We start from the raw sequence: 24,762 nt of genomic DNA on the forward strand, positions 1-24,762 counted from the left end.
TCTCCAATCTGGACCTGAGGTGCCTTAAGACACCTCGACGATTTTTACCAGGTTTGGGTTGCCACGAACTTGTCGAGACCAGCTTTCAGCTCAGCTTCGATTTCGGCATTGTAGTCGCCGGTATCGTTGATAAGCTTCATCAGCTCAGCGTGCTCGGAGTTCATGAATGCGAGCAGAGCGGCTTCGAAGTCACCGATCTTCTTCAGAGCAATACCCTTCAGGAAGCCTTTTTCCGCAGCGAAGATCACTACGGCCTGTTCGGCTACGCTCATTGGGGCATATTGCTTCTGCTTCATCAGTTCGGTAACACGCTCACCGTGCTCCAGCTGAGCACGAGTTGCATCGTCAAGGTCAGATGCAAACTGAGAGAACGCAGCAAGCTCACGATACTGTGCCAGCGCGGTACGGATACCACCGGACAGTTTCTTGATGATCTTGGTCTGGGCGGCACCACCTACACGGGATACCGAGATACCTGGGTTAACCGCTGGACGCAGGCCAGAGTTAAACAGGTTGGTTTCCAGGAAGATCTGACCATCGGTAATAGAAATTACGTTGGTCGGTACGAACGCAGATACGTCACCAGCCTGAGTTTCAATGATAGGCAGAGCGGTCAAAGAACCAGTCTTACCAGTCACAGCACCGGCGGTGAACTTCTCAACGTACTCTTCGTTCACGCGGGAAGCACGTTCCAGCAGACGAGAGTGCAAATAGAATACGTCACCTGGGTAAGCTTCACGTCCTGGTGGACGACGCAGCAGCAGCGAGATCTGACGGTAAGCAACAGCCTGCTTAGACAGGTCATCGTATACGATCAGTGCATCTTCACCGCGGTCACGGAAGTATTCACCCATGGTACAACCAGAGTATGGCGCCAGGAACTGCAGGGCAGCGGCTTCAGAAGCAGAAGCTACCACTACAATGGTGTTGGCCAGAGCACCGTGCTCTTCCAGCTTGCGCACTACGTTGGCGATGGTAGAAGCCTTCTGGCCTACTGCAACGTACACACACTTGATGCCGGAATCGCGCTGGTTGATGATGGCGTCGATAGCCATCGCAGTCTTACCAGTCTGACGGTCACCGATGATCAGCTCACGCTGGCCACGACCGATTGGGATCATGGAGTCAACGGCTTTATAACCAGTCTGTACAGGCTGGGAAACTGACTTACGGTCAATTACACCAGGAGCGATCATTTCAACAGGCGCGAAACCGTCATTGTTGACGGGGCCTTTGCCGTCGATAGGCTCACCCAGAGTGTTAACCACACGGCCAAGCAGGCCGCGGCCAACTGGAACTTCCAGAATACGGCCAGTGGTTTTAACTTTTACGCCCTCAGCCAGATCGGCGTAAGGACCCATTACTACGGCACCTACGGAATCGCGCTCGAGGTTCAACGCGATTGCATAACGGTTACCTGGCAGTTCGATCATTTCACCCTGCATTACATCGGCCAGGCCGTGTACGCGGATGATGCCATCGCTCACCGCAACGATAGTACCTTCGTTACGGGCTTCGCTGACTACGTCGAACTGCTCGATCCGCTGCTTAATCAGATCGCTGATTTCAGTGGAATTCAGTTGCATGCTCAAACTCCCAATTACGATTGCAGCTTATCAGACAGACGGGCAAGTTTGCCGCTGACGGAACCATCGATTACGAGGTCCCCTGCCTTGATAATTACACCGGCGATCAGGCCGGCATCCACGCTGCAATTCAGCTTAACTTTGCGTGCGAGACGTTTCTCAAGGGAAACACTAATCTGCTGTTGTTGTGCTTCGGAAAGCTCGGTGGCAGATACCACTTCAGCTTCAACTTCCTTGGCCCATTCCAGACGGTACTCAGCAAACAGCTGAGCCACAGCAGGCAGTACTTCCAAACGACCGTTTTCAGCCATCACTTTGATCAAGTTTTGACCGTGCTCGTTGAGCTGCTCACCACAAACATCAATAAAGAGTTTGGCGAGCGCGCTGCTGGCCATAGAGCCAGCAAGCAGTGGGCGCATGGTTTCATTTTCAGTCACCAGTGCGGCAAAACCGAGCATTTCTGCCCAGCTATCCACGGCCTGTTTTTCAACGGCAAAATCAAAAGCTGCCTTTGCATAAGGGCGAGCAATGGTGGTTAACTCAGCCATACCCCTTCTCCCTTATCAAATTTCAGCGACAAGCTTTTCAACTATGTCACTGTGTGCGGCTGCATCAATCGAACGCTCGAGGATCTTCTCAGCACCCACAAGGGCCAGAGTTGCAACCTGCTTGCGCAGTTCCTCTTTCACGCGATTGCGTTCAGCTTCAATTTCAGCTTTACCCTGAGCGATGATACGTGCACGCTCAGCATCAGCCTCGGCTTTTGCTTCTTCAACGATCTGAGCCTTGCGCTTATTGGCAGACTCGATGATTTCATTGGCTGTAGCTTTGGCTTCTTTGAGCTGCTCGGTGGCCTTGGCCTGAGCGAGCTCCAGGTCTTTTGCCGCGCGGTCAGCATTGGCAAGACCGTCAGCAATCCTCTTCTGGCGCTCTTCGATGGCATTCATCAAAGGGGGCCATACATACTTCATGCAGAACCACACGAAGATAATAAAGGCGACCGTCTGACCGATTAGGGTAGCGTTGATATTCACAACAGCCTCCTATTATGAGTTAAGACAGAAGCGGTTTTATTACAGCATTGCGCCCAGTGGGTTGGTGAACAGCATGTACAGAGCAATACCCACACCGATCATGGTTACGGCGTCGAGCAGACCAGCCACGATGAACATCTTAACCTGCAGCATAGGAGCCATTTCTGGTTGACGAGCAGCGCCTTCCAGGAACTTGCCGCCCAGAAGACCGAAACCGATAGCGGTACCCAGTGCACCCATACCAATCAGCAGAGCAACAGCGATTGCAGTAAAGCCCAGAATAGTTTCCATCTGTATCTCCAGTATCTAAATCTAAATTAGTTGATGATTTAGTTAAAAAATTTCTTCAGCAATCCTTAATGATCTTCATGAGCCATGCTGAGGTAAACAATAGTCAGCATCATGAAGATAAACGCTTGCAGCGTGATAACCAGAATGTGGAAAATCAACCAGCCCAGTTGCAGGGTCACACCCAGGGAGGCGATCAGCCAGTTGGCACCATACATCAGCGCAATAAGGATGAAGATCAACTCACCCGCATACAGGTTACCGAATAGACGCAGAGCCAATGAGATTGGCTTGGCTATCAGGGTAACTGATTCCAGCAGGAGGTTGACGGGTATCATTGCCCAGTGGTTAAAGGGCTGCAGTGTCAGTTCCTTCACAAAACCAGACACTCCCTTGACCTTGATGCTGTAGTAGATAATCAGCAAGAACACGCCCAGCGCGAGGCTGAAGGTGATGTTCAGGTCAGTCGTCGGAACCACTTTCAGGTAAGGCACACCCAGCAGAGCTGCAGTGTGTGGCAGCCAGTCAACTGGCACCATGTCCATGAAGTTCATCATGAAAACCCAAACGAAGATGGTCAGAGCGAGAGGAGCGATCAGGGCATTGCGACCGTGGAAGGTTTCTTTCACGCTGTTGTCAACGAACTCAACGATCATCTCGACGAAGCACTGAAGCTTGCCGGGAACGCCAGTCGTTGCCTTTTTGCCAACGCTGCGGAAAACCCACAGGAACAAAACACCAAGACCAACCGAAAAGAGCAACGAATCAATATGCCATGTCCAGAATCCTTCACCAACGGAAAGGTTGGTCAGGTGATGCTGGATATAGCCCTGCGGTGTTAACGCTTCACCAGTTGCAGCCATGATTCATCCCACTTTACTTTTGCTTGAAGTATAAAGGCGCTGTCCAATGCACCAGCAGTGCCAGGGAATAACAAACAAAAAGCGGCATAAAGACGACCTTAAGTTTGATAAACACCAGCGAAAACAGCGCAATGGTTAACAGCAACTTTACCGCTTCCCCCCAGTAGAAGGTTTTCAGTACCTTCCCTGATGCACTTGCTCCCGAATGGGAAAAAGCGAGGGTTGCGAATACAAAATTAGGGAGCACAGCTATCAGCGTACCGGCCAAAGCCGATATACCGTATTGCGCTCCCCATACGACGAAGAAGAGAACCGATGCACCCCCGGCCACCGCCGCCTGCATCAACACCAATTTATAGGCAGACCACCGGCCACGACGCGCCAAAACCTTGCTCAATTCTCATTCTCCGCATTCGGACTTTTTGTTTCGGTGACCGGACAACAAAATGCCGTAAAAAGTCACAGTACAAAAAGCTTGCGAAAGTATACCTTTTCGGGCCTTCAATGCAACTTTGAGATGCGCAAAATCGCCACTTTTCAGCGGTTCTACGACCAAAGATTCAAAATGCAAAGATTAACATTCGTCACAAATTTACATGAAACTCTGTTAACTGCATTAAATCAGCGGATTTTGCTGAGAATCCCGTCTAATTCAGCAAGATTTTGGTAGTTAATTACAATTTTACCTTTGCCCTTACTGCCATGGTTTATCGAAACCTTGGCACCAAGCTTCTCAATCAACTGCTGCTCGAGACGGCTTACATCGTGATCTTTGACAGCTTTTTCAGCTTCTTTGGGAGGATTTAAGCTTCTATTAATTAATCGTTCAGTTTCCCGAACGGTGAGCTCTTTAGCGGCAACCAATCTTGCCAGATTTGTCTGTTCTTCACCCTCTATGGCGAGCAATGCACGGGCATGGCCCATGTCGATATCGCCGTATTCAAGCAAGCGCTTAACGGGGTCGTTCAGACTATTGAGACGCAGCAGGTTAGTGACCGTAGTGCGCGATTTGCCCACAGCATCGGCCACCTGCTGGTGGGTGAGTTCAAATTCTTCCAGCAGGCGCTGCAGCGCAATCGCCTCTTCCATGGCATTCAAATCTTCGCGCTGAATGTTTTCAATCAGGGCGATAGCCACGGCGGATTCATCGGGTACTTGCTTGATAATACAGGGAACTTTTTCGAGCTTGGCCAGTTGCGACGCACGCCAGCGGCGTTCACCTGCGATAATTTCATACTTTTGCTCGGCGATTTTACGCACCACTATGGGCTGAATGATGCCCTGAGCACGAATGGACTCTGCCAACTCCTCCAGCGCCTCTGGAGACATGTCTTTACGGGGCTGATACTTGCCGGGCTGCAGCAAATCCACGTCCAGATGGACCAAATCGTCCTGTTTGTCGGCCCGCGCGGCTTCCTGTTCCAGTTTCTTGCTGGCGGCATGGCTGGTGCTCAGCAGCGCATCCAGTCCCTTACCCAAGCCCCGTTTTTTCAAAGTCATTGCTAATCCTTACGCCTGCTTCTTTGCCTGGGTTTGCTCACCCCGGCGAATAATCTCTCCCGCCAGGGCCAGGTAGGCCTTGGCGCCGGCACTGGATTTGTCGTAGTACATGGCGGGCGCGCCAAAACTTGGGGCCTCGGCCAGACGAATATTACGGGGGATCACAGTGCGGTAAACCTTCTCGCCAAAATGCTGCTTGAGCTGATCGGACACGTCATTGGCCAATCGGTTGCGAGGATCGTACATGGTACGCAAAATTCCTTCGATGCCAAGCCCCGGATTCACCATGGAGGCCAGCTTGCCGATGGTATCGATAAGGGCGGTGAGACCTTCCAGCGCAAAGTACTCACACTGCATGGGCACCAGCACAGAGTCGGCGGCCGACATGGCATTCACCGTCAGCATGTTCAGCGAAGGCGGGCAGTCGATAAAGATAAAATCATACTCGTCCCTGACGGCAGAGAGCGCATTGCGCAGCCGCACTTCACGGGCGAAAAATTCCATCAGCTTGATTTCGGCGGCTGTCACATCACCGTTGGCAGCAATGAGATCGTACTTGCCCTGGGTGTCACGGATCACCACTTCATCGAAGGGCTTTTCTTCCACGAGCAGCTCATAGGCGGTGTTTTCGGCTTCGTACTTATCGACGCCGCTGCCCATAGTGGCGTTGCCCTGGGGATCGAGGTCAATCAGCAGTACCTTGCGTCTGGTCGCCGCCAAAGAGGCCGCCAGGTTAATGCAAGTTGTTGTTTTTCCTACGCCACCTTTCTGGTTGGCTACGGCAATGACTTTCCCCACAATCTCACCCTGTTGTCGTTGTGTCGTTCATTCCAGGCACAGTGCCTTGGACAAGTTGCTTGATGTTGCGCCCAATTGCAAGGCGCAGACTCACGCTTTAACCAATTTCAGCAGATGGCGCTGCTCATCCAGGCCCGGCACGTCCAGGCGGACAGTTTCTGTTAACACGAAGCCTTGTGGGATCCCGGCCATCTCTTCATCGCTGAGTTGACCTTTGAGCGCATAAAAACTGCCATGCTCTGCAGGCAGATGATGGCACCAGCTGAGCATGTCGCCCACAGAAGCAAAGGCGCGGCTCAGTACCCCATCAAACCCTTGCTCCGGCTGGTACAGCTCAACCCGGCTTTCCACCGAACTGATGTTTTTCAGCCCAAGCTCCAGTGCCACCTGCTTTTGGAAGCGAATACGCTTGCCGAGGCTGTCGAGCAGCACAAATTCTTTGTCAGGGTTGATAATGGCCAGCGGAATCCCGGGAAGGCCCGGGCCTGTGCCCACATCGATAAAACGATCGCCACTCAAATGGGGCGACACCACCAGGCTGTCGAGAATATGTCGGGTCAGCATCTGCCCCGGATCCCTTACCGACGTCAGGTTGTAAGCCTTGTTCCACTTGTCCAGCAGTGCCACAAAGGCCAGCAGTTTGGTTTGCTGATCGGCACTGATTTCAAGACCGGCTTTGGCCAGATCCCGGCTGAGTTTATCGGCTAACACAGGATGATACTCCGTTAATGCCACCTTTGATGGGGCTATTATGAAGGGCAGAAAAAGTGAAGGGAAGGGCAGCGCCTTCCCTTTGGTTCAGCTTCGAGCGACTCAAGCGCTCTTTCTGAGCAGACCACGCTTTTTGAGGTGAACCAGCAAGATGGAAATGGCCGCAGGAGTCACACCGGAAATGCGCGACGCCTGACCTATGGTTTCCGGCTTGTGGTTATTGAGCTTGGCAGTCACCTCGTTGGACAGGCCCGGCACTTCGCTGTAGTCCAGATCCAGAGGCAAACGGGTGTTTTCGTTGCGCTCGGCCTTGGCAATTTCATCCTGCTGACGCTGGATATAACCGGCGTATTTCACCTGGATCTGCACCTGTTCGGCGGCCAGCGGATCGGCAAGACCCGGGCCGAAGCCTTCGATCTTCATCAGCGACTCGTAATCCATTTCCGGACGACGCAGCAGATCTTCCAGAGATGCTTCCCGCGACAGCGGCGCACTCAGGGTTTCATTCAGTTCAGCCAGCTGCGGTGAGTTCATGTGCACCCACTGGCTGCGCAGGCGCTGCTGCTCAGTCTCGATGGATTCACGCTTCTCGTTGAATTTCTGCCAGCGGAAGTCGTCCACCAGGCCCAGTTCACGGCCGGTTTCGGTCAGGCGCAGATCGGCATTATCTTCACGCAGCAGCAGGCGGTATTCGGCGCGGCTGGTGAACATGCGGTAGGGCTCTTTGGTACCCAGGGTCGACAGATCGTCCACCAATACCCCGAGGTAAGCCTGATCGCGTCGTGGCGCCCAGGCTTCTTTGCCCTGCACCTGCAGCGCGGCGTTCATGCCGGCCAGCAATCCCTGAGCACCGGCTTCTTCGTAACCTGTGGTGCCGTTGATTTGTCCAGCAAAGAACAAACCATCTATCACTTTGGTTTCCAGAGAGTTTTTCAAATCACGTGGATCGAAATAATCGTACTCGATGGCATAACCGGGACGAACTATCTCAGCCTGTTCCATACCGCGGATAGAGCGCACCAGCTCGATCTGCACATCGAATGGCAGACTGGTAGAGATGCCGTTGGGGTAAATTTCTGTGGTCGTCAGGCCTTCTGGCTCGATAAAGATCTGATGCGAGTTCTTGTCGGCAAAACGATGGATTTTGTCTTCAATGGACGGGCAGTAACGGGGACCAATACCCTCAATCACCCCGGAGTACATAGGGCTTCTGTCCAAACCACCACGAATGATGTCGTGGGTACGCTCGTTGGTGTGGGTGATGTAACAGGAGATCTGCTCAGGGTGCTGGCTTACTTCACCGATAAAAGACATCACCGGCAGCGGCGAGTCGCCTTTCTGCTCAGTCATGGCCGAAAAATCAATGGTACGGGCATCAATACGCGGTGGGGTGCCGGTTTTTAAGCGACCCACGCGCAGTGGCAGTTCCCGTAATCGATGGGCAAGGGCAATGGCAGGCTGATCGCCGGCGCGGCCACCACTGTAGTTTTCCAAACCAATGTGAATTTTGCCACCCAGGAAGGTACCTGCCGTCAGCACAACAGCTGGCGCTTCAAAGGCCAGACCCATTTGGGTAATGGCACCCACGACACGGCCATTCTCTACCACAAGATCGTCTACTGCCTGCTGGAAAATACGCAGGTTTGGCTGCAATTGCAGCATATTCAAGATCTTGGCTTTGTAGAGCGCTCTGTCTGCCTGAGCACGGGTAGCACGTACAGCCGGGCCTTTGCTGGAATTGAGAGTACGGAACTGGATCCCGGAGAAGTCGGTTGCGATCGCCATGGCACCGCCAAGGGCATCGATTTCCTTCACCAGATGGCCTTTACCAATGCCACCGATGGCCGGATTACAGGACATTTGCCCCAACGTATCCACGTTATGGGTCAGCAGCAGCGTCTTGCAACCCATGCGGGCTGCCGCCAGGGCGGCTTCGGTACCGGCATGACCACCGCCGACAACTATTACATCAAACCGTTCATGAAATTGCATGACACTACCTTAAAGCGAAAAAGAGGATCCTCAGTCGAGCCGGGCATTTTAACACTCCTGAGGCCAGAGTTGAACGATCTCTTTCATCAGAAAGATCCAAAGAGGATCGCCTTATAGATCTTAAGATCTTTATATAGATCTTCTTATATTTATCTTCTATTAGGATCGCCATTTTCTGTGGTTAAGCCTAAAAAGCCTTTTAATACAATAAATAGCGCGATCCGGATCCTGTGTTCAGTCGGCGATCTACTGCCAGAAAAGGTGGGGATAGATCGGTGTTTTATCCACAGGGTGGATCTTTGAGCGGATCGGGTAGTGAGTAATGCAACGGTAGATCAGATCTAAATAATATCTTATCCACAAATTTATTATTAACTAACAAGATTTGTGGATAAGAAAGATCTAACTTGTGAGTGAGTGGGGATAAGATCTATGAGCCGATCTTAAAGACTGGTCATCCAGGATTGTAACCACTGAATGGCTGGCTCTTCCGGCACGGGATCGGCCTGTACATCGATCCGGATCTTATCCACAAATGCTTTTGCACCGGCGTCGTCCAATAAATCGACAAGGGCTTCCGGGCCTTCACAGAAGGTGTCGTAGCTGGAATCGCCAATGGCGCAAAGGGCATAGCGCAAACCACTCAGATCCGGCATTGCCAGCATCAGTTGCTTGGCAAAAGGCTGCAGATTATCGGGCAGATCGCCGGCGCCGTGGGTAGCCGACACCACCAGCCACAGGGCGCCGGTATCCAGCTCTTCCAGCGAGGGATCCAAATAGGTATTGCATTCGTGGCCTGCGTCGCTCAGTACCGCGGCCAGTTCATCGGCCACGTACTCGCTGCCGCCCAGGGTGGTACCAATCAGGATTTCTATCTTTGCCATCGTTACGTCCGTTGATGCGAAAAGGGTTGGCGTCATGGTAGCCCAAAGGCGCGGCCGGCGAAATGGATCTGATGCCCGACACGCCTGTGATAGCATGACGCAGCCTGGTGAAGTTCAATGGATTGGATACCTTTATATGACTGTTTTGCAAAGGCTGTTGTTTCGCATCGTTTTGTTTGCCCTAATCGTGTTGGTTGTCACTATCTGGCAGAACTTGCCCAAGTTCCCAAACAGCCAGTTGCCGCAGCTGTCTCACTCCGGCACTGCTTATATAGCATCGAACGACAGCTGTCTGGAGCAACAACAGGCCAGTGGCGCTGTAGACAATAACGGCCAAATCGCCGTGCTGGTGTGGAATATCCATAAACAGGCCGATGGATATTGGCCTGAGGCACTTTGGTCGACTGGAAAGCACTGGCAATTGATGCTGTTGCAGGAAGCCGGGCAAACCGAAAGTTTTCACTCTGCCATCACCCGCGCGGGTTTTGAGTACGCCAACTTAACGGCTTTTCGGTTTCAAGAGGTGGATTATGGGGTGATGACGGCAGCAAAGGCCGCTGCGATCAGGGTGTGCGGCAGCCTGTCCAGCGAGCCCTTTTTACGGATCCCCAAGGGCGCCTTGAGCAGTTATTACCGTTTAAGTAATGGCCAAACCTTGCTGGTGATTAATCTGCACGGGATCAATTTCGATCTCTCCCTCAGCCACTGGGAAGGGCAACTTTCGGCCTTGTTCAGCCAAGTCGGCGCCCATCAGGGACCGGTTATTTTTGGCGGCGATTTTAACAGCTGGGGCCAGGAACGGTTCGAAAAGCTTAAGCAACTAACTGAATCATTTGGATTAAATTCGGCTGCCTTTGTGCCGGATGAACGGCGTCATGGCTTGGGAATGCCACTCGATTGGTTGTTTTACCGTGGCCTTGAGCTGAAAAGGGCGCAATCTCCGGCAACAGAATTGTCGGATCATGCGCCCTTGCTGGCAGAATTTACTATCCCCTGGTCAACCAGTGGTGGTGGAATTCCAGGTGCTCATCAATAAAGCTGGCGATGAAGTAATAGCTGTGATCGTAGCCCGGCTGCATCCGCAGATTTAACGGAAAATCCGCCCGGGCGGCCGCATCCATCAGCCGCTGCGGCATCAGTTCTGTTTCCAGAAAGCTGTCGGCATCACCCTGATCCACCAGCATGGGGATAGGATCGGCGCTGCGGCTTATTAACTCGCAACTGTCGTATTCGCGCCAGCTTTCCCTGTCTTTACCCAAATAGTTGCCAAAGGCCTTTTGACCCCAGGGGCTTTGGCATGGATTGCAGATCGGGCTGAATGCCGACACGCTGGCGTAGCGGCCGGGGTTTTTCAGCGCTATGGTCAGGGCGCCATGGCCGCCCATGGAGTGACCGGCAATGCTGCGTTTGTTGCTGACCGGAAAGTTGGTTTCAATCAGCTTCGGCAGTTCTTTCACCACATAATCGTACATGCGGTAGTGCTGGCTCCAGGGCGCTTGGGTGGCATTGAGATAAAAGCCTGCGCCCAGTCCAAAGTCCCAGGCGCCATCGGGATCGTCGGCTACGCCGTCGCCGCGCGGGCTGGTGTCCATGGCCACAATCGCAAGCCCGAGTGTAGCGGCCAGGCGCTGGGCACCGGCCTTCTGCATAAAGTTTTCATCGCTGCAGGTCAGCCCCGATAACCAATAAAGCACTGGCACGCTCTGAGTTTCGGCCTGGGGCGGCAGAAAAATCGCAAAGCGCATTTTGCAATTGAGGCTCGCGGATTGATGGCTGTACTGCTTATGCCAACCGCCAAAGCTGCGATTGGCACTGATAAGTTCCAGAGTCATGGCTGCTCCTTCCTCATTTGCGATCGTAATGGATCACGCTGCGGATACTTTTGCCTTCGTGCATCAGATCGAACGCTTCGTTAATGGCGTCCAGCCCCATGGTGTGGGTGATAAAGTCACTCAGGGCAAATTCACCGCGCAGGTACTGCTCAACAATGCCCGGTAGTTCGGAGCGTCCTTTAACGCCGCCAAAGGCACTGCCGCGCCACACCCGGCCGGTGACCAGTTGAAATGGACGGGTGGAAATTTCCTGTCCTGCGCCCGCTACGCCAATGATCACCGACTCTCCCCAGCCCTTGTGGCAACACTCCAGCGCGCTTCGCATCACATTCACATTGCCGATGCACTCAAATGAGAAGTCCACGCCGCCGTCGGTCATTTCAACAATTACGTCCTGAATCGGCTTGTCGTAGTCTTTGGGGTTGATGCAGTCGGTGGCGCCAAGTTTTTTGGCCAGTTCAAACTTGCTGTCGTTGATATCTATGCCGATGATGCGGCTGGCACCGGCCATGGTGGCGCCTATCACCGCCGACAAGCCAATGCCGCCAAGGCCGAAAATGGCCACTGTATCGCCTTTTTTCACCTTGGCGGTTTTCAGCACAGCGCCCATGCCAGTGGTGACACCGCAGCCCAGCAGACACACTTCTTCCAGCGGCGCTTCGGGGTTGACCTTGGCGAGGGATATTTCCGGCAGCACTGTGTATTCGCTGAAGGTGGAGCAGCCCATGTAGTGATAAATCGGCTCGCCATCCTTATAGAAGCGGGTAGTGCCGTCTGGCATCAGGCCCTTGCCCTGGGTGGCACGCACTGCCGAGCACAGATTGGTCTTGCCCGAGGTGCAGAACTTACATTTGCCGCACTCGGCGGTGTACAGCGGGATCACGTGGTCGCCCACCGCCACGCTGGTCACCCCTTCGCCGACCATTTCCACAATGCCGCCGCCTTCGTGGCCCAAAATCGCCGGGAACACACCTTCGGGATCATCGCCCGACAGGGTAAAGGCATCGGTGTGGCACACGCCGGTGGCGACAATCCGCACCAGCACTTCGCCAGCTTTGGGCAACATCACATCCACTTCTTCAACAGATAACGGCTGGCCCGGGCCCCAGGCAATGGCGGCGCGGGATTTAATAAAAGATGCTGACATGGGGTTCCTCCCTGATATGTCGGTTTGGGGCAATTGGCCCGAATGGCACAGCCGCGCTAAGTGCTTTGCGGCAAGCTTGATGGGATTGATTGTATTTCTTTGCTGATGATTGATAATCGGCTGTATTGGTAAATTACTTTTACTGGATAGAAATAATCATGCGCTGGGAAGGGGTTTGTGAATTTGTAGCCGTGGCCGAGGCGCAAAGCTTTACCACTGCTGCCGGTCGGCTTGGCATAAGTACCGCCCAGGTGAGCCGTCAGGTGCGCGAGCTTGAAGAGCGCCTCGGCAGCAAGCTTTTATACCGCACTACCCGCAAGGTGTCGCTTACCGAAGACGGGCAACTGTTTTACCGCCACTGCCGCCAGGTACTCGATGGTCTGGATGAAGCCGAACGGGCGGTGTCGTCCCTTAAAAACGAGCCGCGAGGGCTTATCCGTATGACGGCGCCTGTGACTTACGGCGAGCAATACGTGATGCCAATAGTGCTCGAATACATGCAGCAGTTTCCGCAGGTGGAAGTACAGTGTGAGCTGACCAATCAACAGCTGGATTTGGTGCAGGGCGGTTTTGATTTGGCTATTCGCCTCGGGGTGTTGCCGGACTCGTCGATGATGGCCCGCAAACTGGCCGAGCGGGTGCAGTATCTGGTGGCATCGCCGGACTATATCAGCCGCCATGGTGCGCCCCATTCGCTGTCCGAGCTCAGTCGTCATCAATGTTTGCTCGGCAGCCTGCCATTCTGGCGTTTTCAGGAAGAGGGCAAGCTTCGCAGCCTGAAGGTGAAAGGGCGCCTCAGTTGCAGCAGCGGCAACACCCTGCTGGCGGCGGCTCTGGCAGGCATGGGGATAGCCCAGCTGCCCGGCTATTATGTCGACGAAGCGATTCGTGACGGCCGCTTGCTGGTGCTGCTCAAACCATTTCAGGAACCCAAAGAAGGCATTTGGGGCTTGTATCCCCATAATCGGCAGCTCTCGCCCAAGATTGGCCATCTGATGAATGTGCTGGCCGACAAGTTGCCCAAAGCCTGATCTGTGAGCTGGCGCCAGTATCCAACTCGTTTCAACTTGTTGAAAATGGCGGGACATCATACTGTGGTGCAGGCAGGGTGTTTTGCCGAAACTCCTCGATTCAGTACGACTTCACTAAAGGGAATTGCGATGAAGAATTTTACAGCCGGTTTGAATAATTTCTGGGTTGGGTTGGTGACCGGCATGCTGATGCCTGTGATTGTGGTGGCCGCGCTTTTGTACCTGACCGTGGATAAGCTGACCAGCGTGGTGCAGGACTCGGCCATTTCGCCCTTTCTTGAGCGCAGTGAGCAGACCCTGGATAAGGTTGATAACCTGCTGGTGACCCTGGATGACAAGGTCGACAGTGCCAGCCTGAAAGACCTGAATTTGCTGGAGCCATTGAAAGATGCCCAGTTATTCCCCGAATTGCAGGCACTCGCATCGACAGTGACACAAATACGGCAAGCTGTTGATTCGGTGGATAGAGACGCTTTGCTTCAGGGATTACAGACGCAGTTGCAGCAGTCGCTGGCGGCAAAGTTTCCGCCCGAAAAAGCGGCGGCGCTGGCACAAAATCTGCGCCAATTGGCCGAACTGCTGGCAAGTAACGAGGCGGTGAGGCAAGAGTTGGAGCTGCTGAAACAAAACGCCGGCGCATGAGTTCGGCCGGCGTTGTTGCTGACGCTTTTTCGGTGTGGGCGTTTATTTACCGATACAGAAGGAGCTGAAGATCTTGCCGAGCAGATCGTCTGAGGTAAATTCGCCGGTGATTTCAGACAGCGCCTGCTGCGCCATCCGCAGCTCTTCGGCCAGCAGTTCGCCCGCCAGATACACTTCCAACTGCACCTTGCCCAGTTGCAGATGCTCAGAGGCTTGCTCAAGCGCTTCAAGGTGACGACGACGGGCGATAAAGCCGCCTTCAAGGTTACTTTGATAACCCATCAGCGATTTCAGGTGCTGCTTGAGCGCATCCACACCCAGGCCGGTCTTGGCCGAAATCCGGTAGACGCTGTAGCCTTGCTCTTCGGTGGCTTCTAAAGGTTCACCCGTGAGGTCGGCTTTGTTGCGTACCACGGTAACACCCAGAGCCTGAGGCAGACGGTCGATAAAATCGGGCCAGATCTCGTGTGGGTCAACAGCGGCGGTATCCGTACCATCCACCATAAACAGCACCCGATCGGCGCTGGCTATTTCGCTCCAGGCGCGCTCAATACCAATGCGCTCCACTTCATCTGTGGTGTCACGCAGACCGGCGGTATCGATAATGTGCAGCGGCATGCCGTCGAGGTGGATATGCTCCCGCAGAACGTCGCGGGTGGTGCCGGCAATGTCGGTCACAATCGCTGATTCTTTCCCTGCCAGGGCGTTGAGTAGGCTGGACTTACCGGCGTTGGGGCGCCCGGCAATCACCACTTTCATGCCTTCGCGGATAATGCTGCCTTGCTTGGCACTGGCCTGCACTTCATCAAGCTGGTCGATAATGGCGTAGAGGGCGGCGGCAATTTTGCCGTCACTCAAAAACTCCACCTCTTCGTCGGGAAAATCGATGGCGGCTTCCACATACAGACGCAGGTTGGTGATTTTGTCCACCAGGGTATGCACCTGAGTTGAGAACTCGCCTTGCAGCGAGTGCAGGGCGCTCTTGGCAGCCTGTTCGCTGGTGGCATCAATCAAGTCGGCAATGGCTTCGGCCTGAGTCAAATCCAGCTTGTCGTTCATAAACGCCTGCTCGCTGAACTCGCCGGGACGGGCAATGCGCACCCCTTTGACCTTGAGCACGGCGCGAATAAGCATATCCATCACTACCTGGCCGCCATGGCCCTGCAGTTCCAGTACATCTTCGCCGGTAAAGGAGTTGGGGCCTTTGAAGAACAGGGCTATGCCCTGATCAATCACGCTGCCATCGGCCGCTTTGAAGTCGCAGAAATCGGCATAGCGAGGTTTGGGCAGGTGTCCCAGCAGGGCATTGGCCACGTCGCTGGCCAGTTTGCCGGATACCCGGATGATACCTACGCCGCCCCGACCGGGCGCGGTGGCCTGTGCCACGATAGTGTCTGTTGTCACCTGTTTTTCCGCTTGTTATTCAAAGTCAAAAGGGAAACAAAAAGGCGACCTCAGGTCGCCTTTTTAGTGTGTAGCCTGAAAAGTGGGCTTATTTTAAGCCTTTTTTCTCCAGCTGGGCATAAATAATCTTCTGCTGGATGATGGCCACTATGTTACCCACCAACCAGTAGAGTACCAGACCGGCAGGGAACCACAGGAAGAACACGGTGAAGATCACCGGCATCCACTGCAGCATCTTCTGTTGCATTGGGTCCATGTTGGGGGCCATTGGCTGCATCTTCTGCATCATCCACATGGAGGCGCCCATCAACAGCGGCAGTACGTAGTAAGGGTCCTGCACTGACAAATCCTGGATCCACAGCATGAATGGCGCGTGGCGCAGTTCAACGCTTTCCAGCAGTACCCAGTACAGGGCGATGAAGATTGGCATCTGCAACAGGATTGGCAGACAGCCGCCCATTGGGTTTACCTTTTCCTTCTTGTACAGCTCCATCATGGCCTGACCCATCTTCTGGCGGTCATCACCGAAGCGGTCTTTCAGGTCCTGCAACTTTGGCTGCAGGTTACGCATCTTGGCCATGGACACATATTGCGCCTTGGTCAGCGGATACAGGAGACCACGTACAGTCAGGGTGACCAGAATAATGGCCACACCCCAGTTGTGCACCAGGCTCTGGAAGAACATCAGGATCCAGTGGATTGGCACAGCAAGCCACCACAGGAAGCCATAATCCACTACCAGGTTCAGGGTGTCAGACAGAGCAGACAGCGCTGCCTGGTCTTTTGGACCTACGTAGAAGGTGGCTGAAATGGTTTCAGTGGCGCCGGGGGCTACGTCATGTACCGCGCCCTTGAAGCCAATGTTGGCCATACCGCCGGCACTGACAGAAGAGAACAGGGTGTTCTTGTCAGAAGCGGCTGGTACCCATGCTGACACAAAGTAGTGTTGCAGCATGGCAACCCAGCCACCCAGGGTTGGCTCTTCCAGGTCTTTCTTGCCCATGTCATCGAAGCTGTACTTCTCGTAACGCACATCGGCAGTAGAGAAGGCGGCGCCGCGGTAGGTTGGCATCATCATGCTGCTTTCATGGGCAGTGATTGTTTGCTTAATCTGACCGTACATCTGCACCTGCACAGGGGCTGATGAGTTGTTGGCAACGCGGTAATCCACGCCCACATCAAACTGGCCACGCTTGAACACAAATACCTTGGTGAAGGTTACGCCTTCATTGTTGGTCAGGGTCAGCGGTACTTCCAGAGTGTCCTGGCCTTCGGCCAGTTTGTAGGCGCTGGCAGCGGCAGCGAACTTGGCGCGGCCACTGGCGGCGCTGTCGATACCGTCACGGCCAATCAGACCACTTTGGGCGATGTAGGTGAAACCGTTTTTCTGCTCAAGCAGTACGAAAGGATCGTCTTCGTTTTGCTCCAGCTTGTGGGTCAGCAGCGCGGCATGGACAATGTCGCCGCCCACTGGATTAATCTGCACATCCAGCTGATCTGTGGTTACACGGATCAGGTCCTGATTACTGGCCACAGTGGCCGGTACTCCGGTATTGGCTGTTGGAACATCACTGTTGATAGCCTGATCGTGGATTTGGGCCGCCGCAGTGACTTCTGTGGCTGGCTTGGGTGCCTTGTCGGATTCCCACTGTTGCCAGATCAAAAAACTGACAAACAGCAGGCCGATGAGCAATAGATTGCGTTGTGATTCCATAGCCTTATTTATTACACCTGTCTTTTTTCGGAGGGACGGGATCTTGGCCGCCCGGATGTAAAGGGTGACATTTTAATATGCGTTTGATTGCAAACCAACTGCCTTTTATAACTCCGTGAACCTGGATGGCTTCGATGGCGTAATGGGAGCAGGTGGGATGAAAACGGCACTTAGGCCCAAGGAATGGGCTGATAAAGACTTGATAGCCGCGAATAAGCTTGGTGGCTAGCCATTGAAACGGCGACTGAGTTTGCGCCATAGCTTGTCTACCAGCTTGTGAAGGGCAGCATTATCCAAATCCATCACCCCTTTGCGTACCAGCACAACTATGTCCAGTGAGGGGATTTCATGTTGCTGCAATCTAAAACTTTCCCGGATGACGCGCTTGACCCTGTTACGGTCATGGGCCCGTTTAACCTGTTTTTTAGGTACGGTTAAACCCACACGAGGATGTTCCTGTGTGTTGGGAATGGCAAGTAGCGTGATTTCAGCAGAAGATGCTTTGATGGGATTGGAAAAAACAGCTTGAAATTGCGCGGGAGTTAACAAACGTAACTCCCGCGTAAAGGTGTAGCTAGTCACCTAGACGTCGACCTGAATTAGGCAGACAGACGAGCGCGACCTTTGGCACGGCGGCGAGCCAGTACCTTACGGCCGTTAGCTGTAGCCATGCGAGCGCGGAAGCCGTGAGAACGCTTGCGCTTCAGGTTGCTAGGTTGAAAAGTACGTTTACTCATGGTGGCAATCCGTCTTTACTGGTTAACATTCCTTGACGCTGGTATCAGTAAATCTGAAATCAGAGACAAGGGCACAAAAAAGAGGCCGAATTGTAATCACCTAAACGCCATCCGTCAAGAACTCTGGCACACCAGCGACACATTACAGCCAATATTTTTCCCCTTTCGCTTAGCAGAGAACCCAACAGAATGTGGATAACTCTGTGCATCTACACAATATCTGGTGGATCCAGCCTGCGTAAAACCGATCGAAGGTCGCGCATTATAGATCAAGGTGGATCCCTTTAGAAAGCAGGATTTGTGCAACATGGACCAGAAAAAGATCTGATTCGATCTTGACGGATCCAAGTTATTCAGATCTGGCGATCTTCCTGTTGATAAATCTATTTAAAGGATAGCGATCCGGTCAGAGTCCCGATAGAATACTCCTCCTTTGGATAGATCTTTTTGGGGACGGAATACGTGGCGGTTTCACTTTGGCAACAGTGTATCGGCAGGCTGCAGGACGAGCTTTCAGCGCAACAATTCAGCATGTGGATCAGACCGTTACAGGCCGAAATGGACGGGGACACCCTGGTGCTCTACGCACCGAACCGCTTCGTGTTGGATTGGGTACGCGATAAGTACATCAACTCCATCAACCAATTCTTTACCGAGCAGATGGGCGACGATGCCCCCAAGCTGCGTTTTGACATTGGCAGCCGTCCTTCTGCCAAGCCGCAGGTTGCCACCCCTGCTGCAACCGTTAAAGCCACCCCGTCTCAGCCCAAGCCAGGTGCGGCCTTTGCCAGCCAGCCCGAGCCGGCTGTGAGCAATCATCGCAGCAACATCAACCCCACCTATCAGTTCGACAACTTCGTTGAGGGTAAGTCCAACCAACTGGGTAAGGCCGCCGCTTTGCAGGTTGCCGAAAATCCGGGTGGCGCTTACAACCCACTGTTTTTGTATGGCGGCACCGGTCTGGGTAAGACTCACCTGCTGCACGCGGTGGGCAATGGCATTATTAAAAACAAACCCAATGCCAAGGTGGTGTACATGCATTCCGAGCGTTTTGTCCAGGACATGGTCAAGGCGCTGCAAAACAATGCCATAGAAGAGTTCAAGCGATACTACCGCAGCGTTGATGCGCTCTTTATCGATGACATTCAGTTCTTTGCCAACAAAGACCGATCTCAGGAAGAATTCTTCCACACCTTTAATGCGCTGCTGGAAGGCAATCATCAGATCATCCTGACGTCAGATCGCTATCCCAAAGAGATCGACGGGGTAGAAGACAGGCTCAAGTCCCGCTTTGGTTGGGGCCTGACCGTTGCCATCGAGCCACCAGAGCTTGAGACGCGGGTGGCGATTTTGATGCGTAAGGCGCAGGAGAGTGGCATCAATCTGCCAGACGAAGTGGCCTTCTTTATTGCCAAGCGTTTGCGCTCCAACGTACGTGAGCTGGAAGGCGCCCTGAACCGGGTGATTGCCAACGCCAATTTCACCGGACGACCCATCACCATCGATTTTGTGCGCGAAGCCCTGCGCGACCTCTTGGCTCTGCAGGAAAAATTGGTCACTATAGACAACATTCAGAAGACGGTGGCCGAATACTACAAGATCAAGATGGCTGATATGCTGTCCAAGCGCCGCTCACGCAGTGTGGCGCGTCCAAGACAGATGGCCATGGCCCTCTCTAAAGAGCTGACCAACCAAAGTTTGCCGGAAATCGGCGATGCCTTTGGTGGTCGCGACCACACGACTGTGCTGCACGCCTGTCGTAAGATCGCCCAACTCCGTGAAGAGAGCCACGATATCAAAGAAGATTACGCCAACCTGATTCGTACCTTATCTTCCTAAAAGACAGGGACTTGGACACAATGAAATTTTCTATCGATAGGGACGCGCTGTTAAAACCCTTGCAACTGGTGAGCGGGGCTGTGGAACGTCGCCACAACCTGCCTATTCTGGCGAATCTTTTGGTGGAAGTAAGTGGTCACTCACTTAAGATGACCGGTACCGATCTGGAAGTGGAGCTGGTGGGTGAAGCTACAGTGCACGGCGATGTTCAGGAAGGCCGCACCACTGTGCCTGCCAAGAAACTGCTGGATATCGTCAAGTCCCTGCCGGAGCAGTCTGAGCTCAAGGTTGAGCAACAGGAAAATAAATGGTTGCTGCGCTGCGGCCGCAGCCGTTTCTCGCTGGCTACTCTGCCGGCAGAAGAATACCCCAATGTCGAGGCGTTCCGCCCGGACATCGAATTTACCCTCAAGCAGGGCACCCTCAAGTCGCTTATCGACGCCACTCAGTTTTCCATGGCCAACCAGGACGTGCGTTACTACCTCAACGGTTTGTTGATTGAAACCGAAGGCAGTGTGCTGCGTGCCGTGGCCACAGATGGTCATCGCCTGGCACTGAGCCACCGCGTGATTGAGGCCTCGCTGCCTGAGAAGCAGGTGATTGTGCCCCGCAAAGGTGTGGTGGAAATGTCACGTCTGCTCGATGCAGAAGATCAGGATATCACCCTGGCCATTGGCGAGAGCGCCATTCGCGCCACCACCGCCAGCGCCGTATTCACCAGTAAGCTGGTGGATGGCCGCTTCCCTGACTACCGCCGGGTGCTGCCAAAGGGCGGCGATAAAATCGTGATTGCCAGCCGTAACCAGCTCAAACAGGCGCTGTTGCGGGCATCTATTCTGTCGAACGAGAAGTTCCGTGGTGTGCGTATTCTGCTGGAAGATGGGCTGCTGAAGATCACCGCCAATAACCCAGAGCAGGAAGAAGCGGAAGAAATCATCGACGTGGATTACAACTCCACCACCCTGGAAATTGGCTTTAACGTTTCTTATCTGCTGGACGTACTCAACAGCCTGCGTTCCGATGAAGTGCGTGTCACCCTCATCGACAGCAATTCCAGCGCCCTGATTGAAAACCACGTGGAAGAAGATTCCATGTACGTGGTTATGCCGATGAGGCTCTAAGACCGTCGCTGACGAGTCTTTGTTGGTATGAGCCTCAGTCGTCTTTCCATCGACGCGTTTCGCAATATTGATTCAGCCCAGCTTGCCCCAGGCGCCGGGCTGAATCTCATTTATGGCCACAACGGCAGTGGCAAAACCAGTATTCTTGAAGCCATTTTCTTTTTGGGCATGGGCCGCTCGTTTCGAAGCCATTTGTCCCAGCGGGTTATTCAGAACGACGCCGACAGCCTGACCCTGTTTGCCATTGCTGCCGGTCAGCAGGGGGAAAGCCGCATTGGTCTGCGCCGTCATCGCAGTGGCGATACCGAAGTCAAAATCGATGGCGACAAGGTGAAACGCCTGTCACAACTCGCCGAGGCGCTGCCTATTCAGGTGATCACCCCCGAGAGCTTTTCGCTGCTGTTTGAAGGCCCGTCGGCCCGGCGTCAGTTCATCGATTGGGGCGCCTTTCATGCCTCGAAACAGTTTCATTTGGCGTGGATGAATACAAGGCGGATTTTAAAGCAGCGAAATCAGCTGCTTAGAGATGGCGCCAGTTACGAACATATCGCGTTCTGGGATCAGGAATTAGTTCGCTATGCCCTTGAAGTCACAGAGATAAGAAACCATTATGTAGGCTCGTTAAATGGCGTGCTTAAGGGTATAATCGGGGAGTTTTTACCCGATGTGGATATCCGGGTTTCTTTCACCCGTGGCTGGGACAGCAAAACGGAGTTTTCCGACCTGCTCAAGGCCCAGTATTCGCGGGATTTGGCCATAGGCCATACGGTCAGCGGCCCCCACAAGGCAGACCTCAGACTGCGGGTTGGCAATTTGCCCGCACAGGACGCGCTGTCCCGTGGACAATTGAAGTTATTGGTGTGTGCCCTGCGCATTGCCCAGGGTAAGTTGCTCAAGCAACAAATCGATAAACACAGCATCTATTTGGTGGACGATCTGCCCTCCGAGTTGGATGCCAAGCACAGGCAACTGTTGCTGAAAGAGCTTATAGATACCGGCGCTCAGCTGTTTGTAACCGCCATCGAGCCTTCAGCAATTGTGGATTCTTTGCCTGCGCCCCCCGACAGGATGTTTCACGTACAGGCCGGCCGGGTAACAGAGACTAAATAAGGAAGGTGCGGCACAGGCGGGGCAGTCCGTGGTGCCGTCGCAGTGCTTTTTGGGACTTATTTTGCCCCTTCCATAACCGACGAGAGAGAAATATGTCAGAGAATACTTACGATTCGTCGAGTATTAAGGTACTTAAGGGCCTTGATGCAGTACGCAAAAGACCAGGGATGTACATTGGTGACACCGACGATGGTACGGGTCTGCATCACATGGTATTTGAAGTCGTCGATAACTCTATCGACGAGGCGCTTGCCGGTCACTGCAGTGAAATCACCATCACCATTCACGTGGATGGCTCAGTATCGGTAAAAGACGATGGCCGTGGTATTCCTGTGGCAATTCACCCGGAAGAAGGCGTGTCTGCCGCCGAGGTGATCATGACAGTGCTGCACGCCGGCGGTAAGTTCGACGACAACTCCTACAAGGTGTCAGGCGGTCTGCACGGTGTGGGTGTGTCTGTGGTAAACGCCCTGTCCAAAAAGCTGCAACTGACCATTCGTCGTGACGGCAAGGTACACGAGCAGTTCTACACCCACGGTGTACCTGATGCGCCTATCAAGGTTGTTGGTGATGCCACCAAAACCGGTACCGAAGTACGTTTTTGGCCAAGCGAAGAAACCTTCTCCGACACCCTGTTCCATTTCGATATTCTCGCCAAGCGTGTGCGTGAGCTGTCGTTCCTGAACTCAGGTGTGGGTATTCGTCTGGTTGACGAGCGCGACAACAAAGATGAATTCTTCAAATATGAAGGTGGTATCAGTGCGTTCGTTGAGTACCTGAACCGCAACAAGACCCCGGTAAACAAGGACATCTTCCACTTCGCCCAAGAGCGCGAAGACGGTATCACAGTGGAAGTGGCCATGCAGTGGAACGATGGTTTCCAGGAAAACATCTACTGCTTTACCAACAACATTCCCCAGCGTGATGGTGGTACCCACCTTGCCGGTTTCCGCGGCGCGCTGACCCGTAACCTCAACAACTATATGGAAGCTGAGGGTTACAACAAGAAGAACAAGACCAACGCCACCGGTGACGACGCCCGCGAAGGCCTGACCGCCGTTATTTCGGTGAAGGTGCCTGATCCCAAGTTCAGCTCCCAGACCAAAGACAAGCTGGTATCCAGTGAAGTAAAAAGTGCGGTAGAGCAGACAATGGGTGAGAAGCTCGGTGATTACCTGCTGGAAAACCCAGGTGATGCCAAGCTGATTGTTGGCAAGATCATCGACGCGGCCCGAGCCCGTGAAGCGGCCCGTAAGGCCCGTGAAATGACCCGCCGTAAAGGCGCGTTGGACCTCGGTGGTCTGCCAGGTAAGTTGGCTGACTGTCAGGAAAAAGATCCCGGACTCTCCGAAATCTACATAGTGGAGGGTGATTCGGCCGGTGGCTCTGCCAAACAAGGCCGAAACCGTAAAAACCAGGCGATTCTGCCACTGAAGGGTAAAATCCTTAACGTAGAAAAAGCCCGTTTCGACAAGATGCTGTCTTCTCAGGAAGTGGCGACCCTTATCACCGCCCTGGGCTGTGGTATCGGCCGCGACGAGTACGACCCGGAAAAGACCCGCTACCACTACATCATCATCATGACGGATGCTGACGTGGACGGTTCTCACATTCGTACCCTGCTGCTGACCTTCTTCTTCCGTCAGATGCCTGAGCTGATTGAGCGCGGCTACGTGTATATCGCCCAGCCACCACTGTACAAGGTGAAAAAGGGTAAGCACGAGCAGTACCTGAAGGACGATCCGGCCCTGACCGAGTTCCTGACCACAGGTGCACTCGACGGCGCTTCTATTCACCCATCACAGGGCGCTCCCGGCATGAGCGGCGAGCCACTGGAAAAACTGGTGAATCAGTACCGCGAAGTGGAAGGCATCATCGCCCGTCTGGATCTACGTTATCCGGAAGTGCTGACCGATCGTATGCTCTACCACCCAGTGCTGAGCAACGACATGCTGGCCGACCAGGCCAAGGTACAGGCCTGGTGTGATGCCTTTGTGGCCGATCTGGTTGAGCGTGAAAGCAGCGGCGTACTATACAACGCCGTGGCCGAACACGACCCAGAGCGTCAGGTGTACGTACCTAAGGTGACCCTGCGTCGCCACGGTATCGACCATGAGTATCTGTTCAGCTACGACTTCTTCCAGTCCAGCGACTATCGCAAGCTTGGCGCTCTGGCCAACGCCCTCGATGGCCTGATTGAAGAAGGTGGCTACGTACAGCGCGGTGAGAAAGTAAAGCCGGTGACCAGCTTTATCGAAGCCCTCGACTGGCTGGTGGGCGAGTCCAAGCGCGGCCTCTACATCCAGCGCTATAAGGGTCTGGGTGAGATGAACCCAGAGCAGCTGTGGGAAACCACCATGGATCCTGAAAGCCGCCGTATGCTGCAGGTAACCATTGAAGATGCCATCGCTGCAGACCAGCTGTTCACCACCCTGATGGGCGATCAGGTTGAACCGCGCCGCGACTTCATCGAGGCCAACGCCCTCAACGTGGCCAACCTGGACGTGTAAGTATTCGGTTTGGAACAAA

Annotated in this window: 25 protein-coding genes; 7 read left to right on the forward strand and 18 right to left on the reverse strand. The window is 53.8% G+C overall.

Going from position 1 to position 24,762, the window contains the following annotated elements; translation table 11 throughout:
• Window positions 1–44 precede the first annotated feature (44 nt).
• The 11 genes from atpA to mioC all read right to left on the reverse strand — a co-directional run bounded on the left by atpA (window position 45) and on the right by mioC (window position 9,656).
• Entirely contained in the window at window positions 45–1,586 is a 1,542-nt protein-coding gene (gene atpA, locus MJ923_RS19450; RefSeq protein ID WP_126168843.1) for a F0F1 ATP synthase subunit alpha, read from the reverse strand.
• Window positions 1,587–1,600: 14 nt separating this feature from the next.
• Window positions 1,601–2,134, reverse strand: a complete 534-nt coding sequence (gene atpH / locus MJ923_RS19455) for a F0F1 ATP synthase subunit delta (RefSeq protein ID WP_240592516.1) — start codon at window positions 2,132–2,134, stop codon at window positions 1,601–1,603.
• Between the two features lie 15 nt (window positions 2,135–2,149).
• Window positions 2,150–2,620: a F0F1 ATP synthase subunit B gene (gene atpF / locus MJ923_RS19460; RefSeq protein WP_126168845.1), complete on the reverse strand. Its 471-nt coding sequence runs from the start codon at window positions 2,618–2,620 to the stop codon at window positions 2,150–2,152.
• Between the two features lie 39 nt (window positions 2,621–2,659).
• Entirely contained in the window at window positions 2,660–2,911 is a 252-nt protein-coding gene (atpE, locus tag MJ923_RS19465; RefSeq protein WP_011761755.1) for a F0F1 ATP synthase subunit C, read from the reverse strand.
• A 65-nt stretch (window positions 2,912–2,976) separates the two neighbouring features.
• On the reverse strand, window positions 2,977–3,771 hold the full coding sequence (gene atpB, locus MJ923_RS19470) for a F0F1 ATP synthase subunit A (protein ID WP_126168846.1): 795 nt from the start codon (window positions 3,769–3,771) through the stop codon (window positions 2,977–2,979).
• A gap of 13 nt (window positions 3,772–3,784) precedes the next feature.
• Complete coding sequence (locus tag MJ923_RS19475; protein WP_126168847.1) at window positions 3,785–4,168, reverse strand: ATP synthase subunit I; 384 nt, start codon at window positions 4,166–4,168, stop codon at window positions 3,785–3,787.
• Window positions 4,169–4,392: 224 nt separating this feature from the next.
• Window positions 4,393–5,271, reverse strand: a complete 879-nt coding sequence (locus MJ923_RS19480) for a ParB/RepB/Spo0J family partition protein (protein WP_240592517.1) — start codon at window positions 5,269–5,271, stop codon at window positions 4,393–4,395.
• 9 nt (window positions 5,272–5,280) lie between these two features.
• On the reverse strand, window positions 5,281–6,069 hold the full coding sequence (locus tag MJ923_RS19485) for a ParA family protein (RefSeq protein WP_126168849.1): 789 nt from the start codon (window positions 6,067–6,069) through the stop codon (window positions 5,281–5,283).
• 90 nt (window positions 6,070–6,159) lie between these two features.
• Entirely contained in the window at window positions 6,160–6,780 is a 621-nt protein-coding gene (gene rsmG / locus MJ923_RS19490) for a 16S rRNA (guanine(527)-N(7))-methyltransferase RsmG (RefSeq protein ID WP_240592518.1), read from the reverse strand.
• A gap of 102 nt (window positions 6,781–6,882) precedes the next feature.
• Window positions 6,883–8,772, reverse strand: coding sequence for a tRNA uridine-5-carboxymethylaminomethyl(34) synthesis enzyme MnmG (mnmG, locus tag MJ923_RS19495; RefSeq protein ID WP_240592519.1), 1,890 nt, complete (start codon window positions 8,770–8,772; stop codon window positions 6,883–6,885).
• Window positions 8,773–9,215: 443 nt separating this feature from the next.
• On the reverse strand, window positions 9,216–9,656 hold the full coding sequence (gene mioC, locus MJ923_RS19500) for an FMN-binding protein MioC (protein WP_240592520.1): 441 nt from the start codon (window positions 9,654–9,656) through the stop codon (window positions 9,216–9,218).
• Between mioC and MJ923_RS19505 the strand changes: the two genes are divergently transcribed.
• Window positions 9,625–10,692 (forward strand): endonuclease/exonuclease/phosphatase family protein, encoded by a 1,068-nt coding sequence (locus tag MJ923_RS19505; protein WP_240592521.1) that lies wholly within the window; start codon window positions 9,625–9,627, stop codon window positions 10,690–10,692. The genes mioC and MJ923_RS19505 overlap by 32 nt on opposite strands.
• Here MJ923_RS19505 and fghA read toward each other — a convergent pair.
• The gene (gene fghA, locus MJ923_RS19510; protein WP_240592522.1) at window positions 10,643–11,488 is read right to left on the reverse strand and encodes an S-formylglutathione hydrolase; all 846 of its coding nucleotides are present in this window, start codon (window positions 11,486–11,488) and stop codon (window positions 10,643–10,645) included. The two genes, MJ923_RS19505 and fghA, sit on opposite strands and share 50 nt — an antisense overlap.
• Before the next feature lie 13 nt (window positions 11,489–11,501).
• Complete coding sequence (locus MJ923_RS19515) at window positions 11,502–12,635, reverse strand: S-(hydroxymethyl)glutathione dehydrogenase/class III alcohol dehydrogenase (protein WP_011758127.1); 1,134 nt, start codon at window positions 12,633–12,635, stop codon at window positions 11,502–11,504.
• Between the two features lie 155 nt (window positions 12,636–12,790).
• Between MJ923_RS19515 and MJ923_RS19520 the strand changes: the two genes are divergently transcribed.
• Window positions 12,791–13,666 (forward strand): LysR substrate-binding domain-containing protein, encoded by an 876-nt coding sequence (locus MJ923_RS19520; RefSeq protein ID WP_240592563.1) that lies wholly within the window; start codon window positions 12,791–12,793, stop codon window positions 13,664–13,666.
• A gap of 129 nt (window positions 13,667–13,795) precedes the next feature.
• Window positions 13,796–14,308: a hypothetical protein gene (locus tag MJ923_RS19525; protein ID WP_240592523.1), complete on the forward strand. Its 513-nt coding sequence runs from the start codon at window positions 13,796–13,798 to the stop codon at window positions 14,306–14,308.
• A gap of 42 nt (window positions 14,309–14,350) precedes the next feature.
• On the opposite strand, the gene mnmE is transcribed toward MJ923_RS19525, so the two are convergent.
• From mnmE to rpmH, 5 genes are all read right to left on the reverse strand, one after another.
• On the reverse strand, window positions 14,351–15,712 hold the full coding sequence (gene mnmE, locus MJ923_RS19530) for a tRNA uridine-5-carboxymethylaminomethyl(34) synthesis GTPase MnmE (RefSeq protein WP_240592524.1): 1,362 nt from the start codon (window positions 15,710–15,712) through the stop codon (window positions 14,351–14,353).
• A gap of 88 nt (window positions 15,713–15,800) precedes the next feature.
• Window positions 15,801–17,426: a membrane protein insertase YidC gene (yidC, locus tag MJ923_RS19535; protein WP_240592525.1), complete on the reverse strand. Its 1,626-nt coding sequence runs from the start codon at window positions 17,424–17,426 to the stop codon at window positions 15,801–15,803.
• Window positions 17,427–17,430: 4 nt separating this feature from the next.
• The gene (yidD, locus tag MJ923_RS19540) at window positions 17,431–17,685 is read right to left on the reverse strand and encodes a membrane protein insertion efficiency factor YidD (RefSeq protein ID WP_240592526.1); all 255 of its coding nucleotides are present in this window, start codon (window positions 17,683–17,685) and stop codon (window positions 17,431–17,433) included.
• Window positions 17,652–18,008 (reverse strand): ribonuclease P protein component, encoded by a 357-nt coding sequence (gene rnpA, locus MJ923_RS19545; RefSeq protein WP_126168861.1) that lies wholly within the window; start codon window positions 18,006–18,008, stop codon window positions 17,652–17,654. Before rnpA ends, yidD begins: the two co-directional genes overlap by 34 nt.
• A 17-nt stretch (window positions 18,009–18,025) precedes the next feature.
• Entirely contained in the window at window positions 18,026–18,163 is a 138-nt protein-coding gene (gene rpmH, locus MJ923_RS19550; RefSeq protein ID WP_011758135.1) for a 50S ribosomal protein L34, read from the reverse strand.
• Window positions 18,164–18,625: 462 nt separating this feature from the next.
• On the opposite strand from rpmH, the gene dnaA reads away from it, so the two are divergent.
• The 4 genes from dnaA (at window position 18,626) to gyrB (ending at window position 24,743) form a co-directional block, all read left to right on the forward strand.
• On the forward strand, window positions 18,626–20,002 hold the full coding sequence (dnaA, locus tag MJ923_RS19555; RefSeq protein ID WP_126168862.1) for a chromosomal replication initiator protein DnaA: 1,377 nt from the start codon (window positions 18,626–18,628) through the stop codon (window positions 20,000–20,002).
• A gap of 20 nt (window positions 20,003–20,022) precedes the next feature.
• Entirely contained in the window at window positions 20,023–21,123 is a 1,101-nt protein-coding gene (gene dnaN / locus MJ923_RS19560) for a DNA polymerase III subunit beta (RefSeq protein WP_126168863.1), read from the forward strand.
• A gap of 27 nt (window positions 21,124–21,150) precedes the next feature.
• Entirely contained in the window at window positions 21,151–22,233 is a 1,083-nt protein-coding gene (gene recF, locus MJ923_RS19565; protein ID WP_240592527.1) for a DNA replication/repair protein RecF, read from the forward strand.
• Between the two features lie 92 nt (window positions 22,234–22,325).
• On the forward strand, window positions 22,326–24,743 hold the full coding sequence (gyrB, locus tag MJ923_RS19570) for a DNA topoisomerase (ATP-hydrolyzing) subunit B (protein WP_240592528.1): 2,418 nt from the start codon (window positions 22,326–22,328) through the stop codon (window positions 24,741–24,743).
• The last annotated feature ends 19 nt before the right edge of the window (window positions 24,744–24,762 follow it).

Source organism: Shewanella zhuhaiensis, assembly GCF_022484835.1.
In the GTDB taxonomy this organism is placed as follows: Bacteria; Pseudomonadota; Gammaproteobacteria; order Enterobacterales; family Shewanellaceae; genus Shewanella; species Shewanella khirikhana.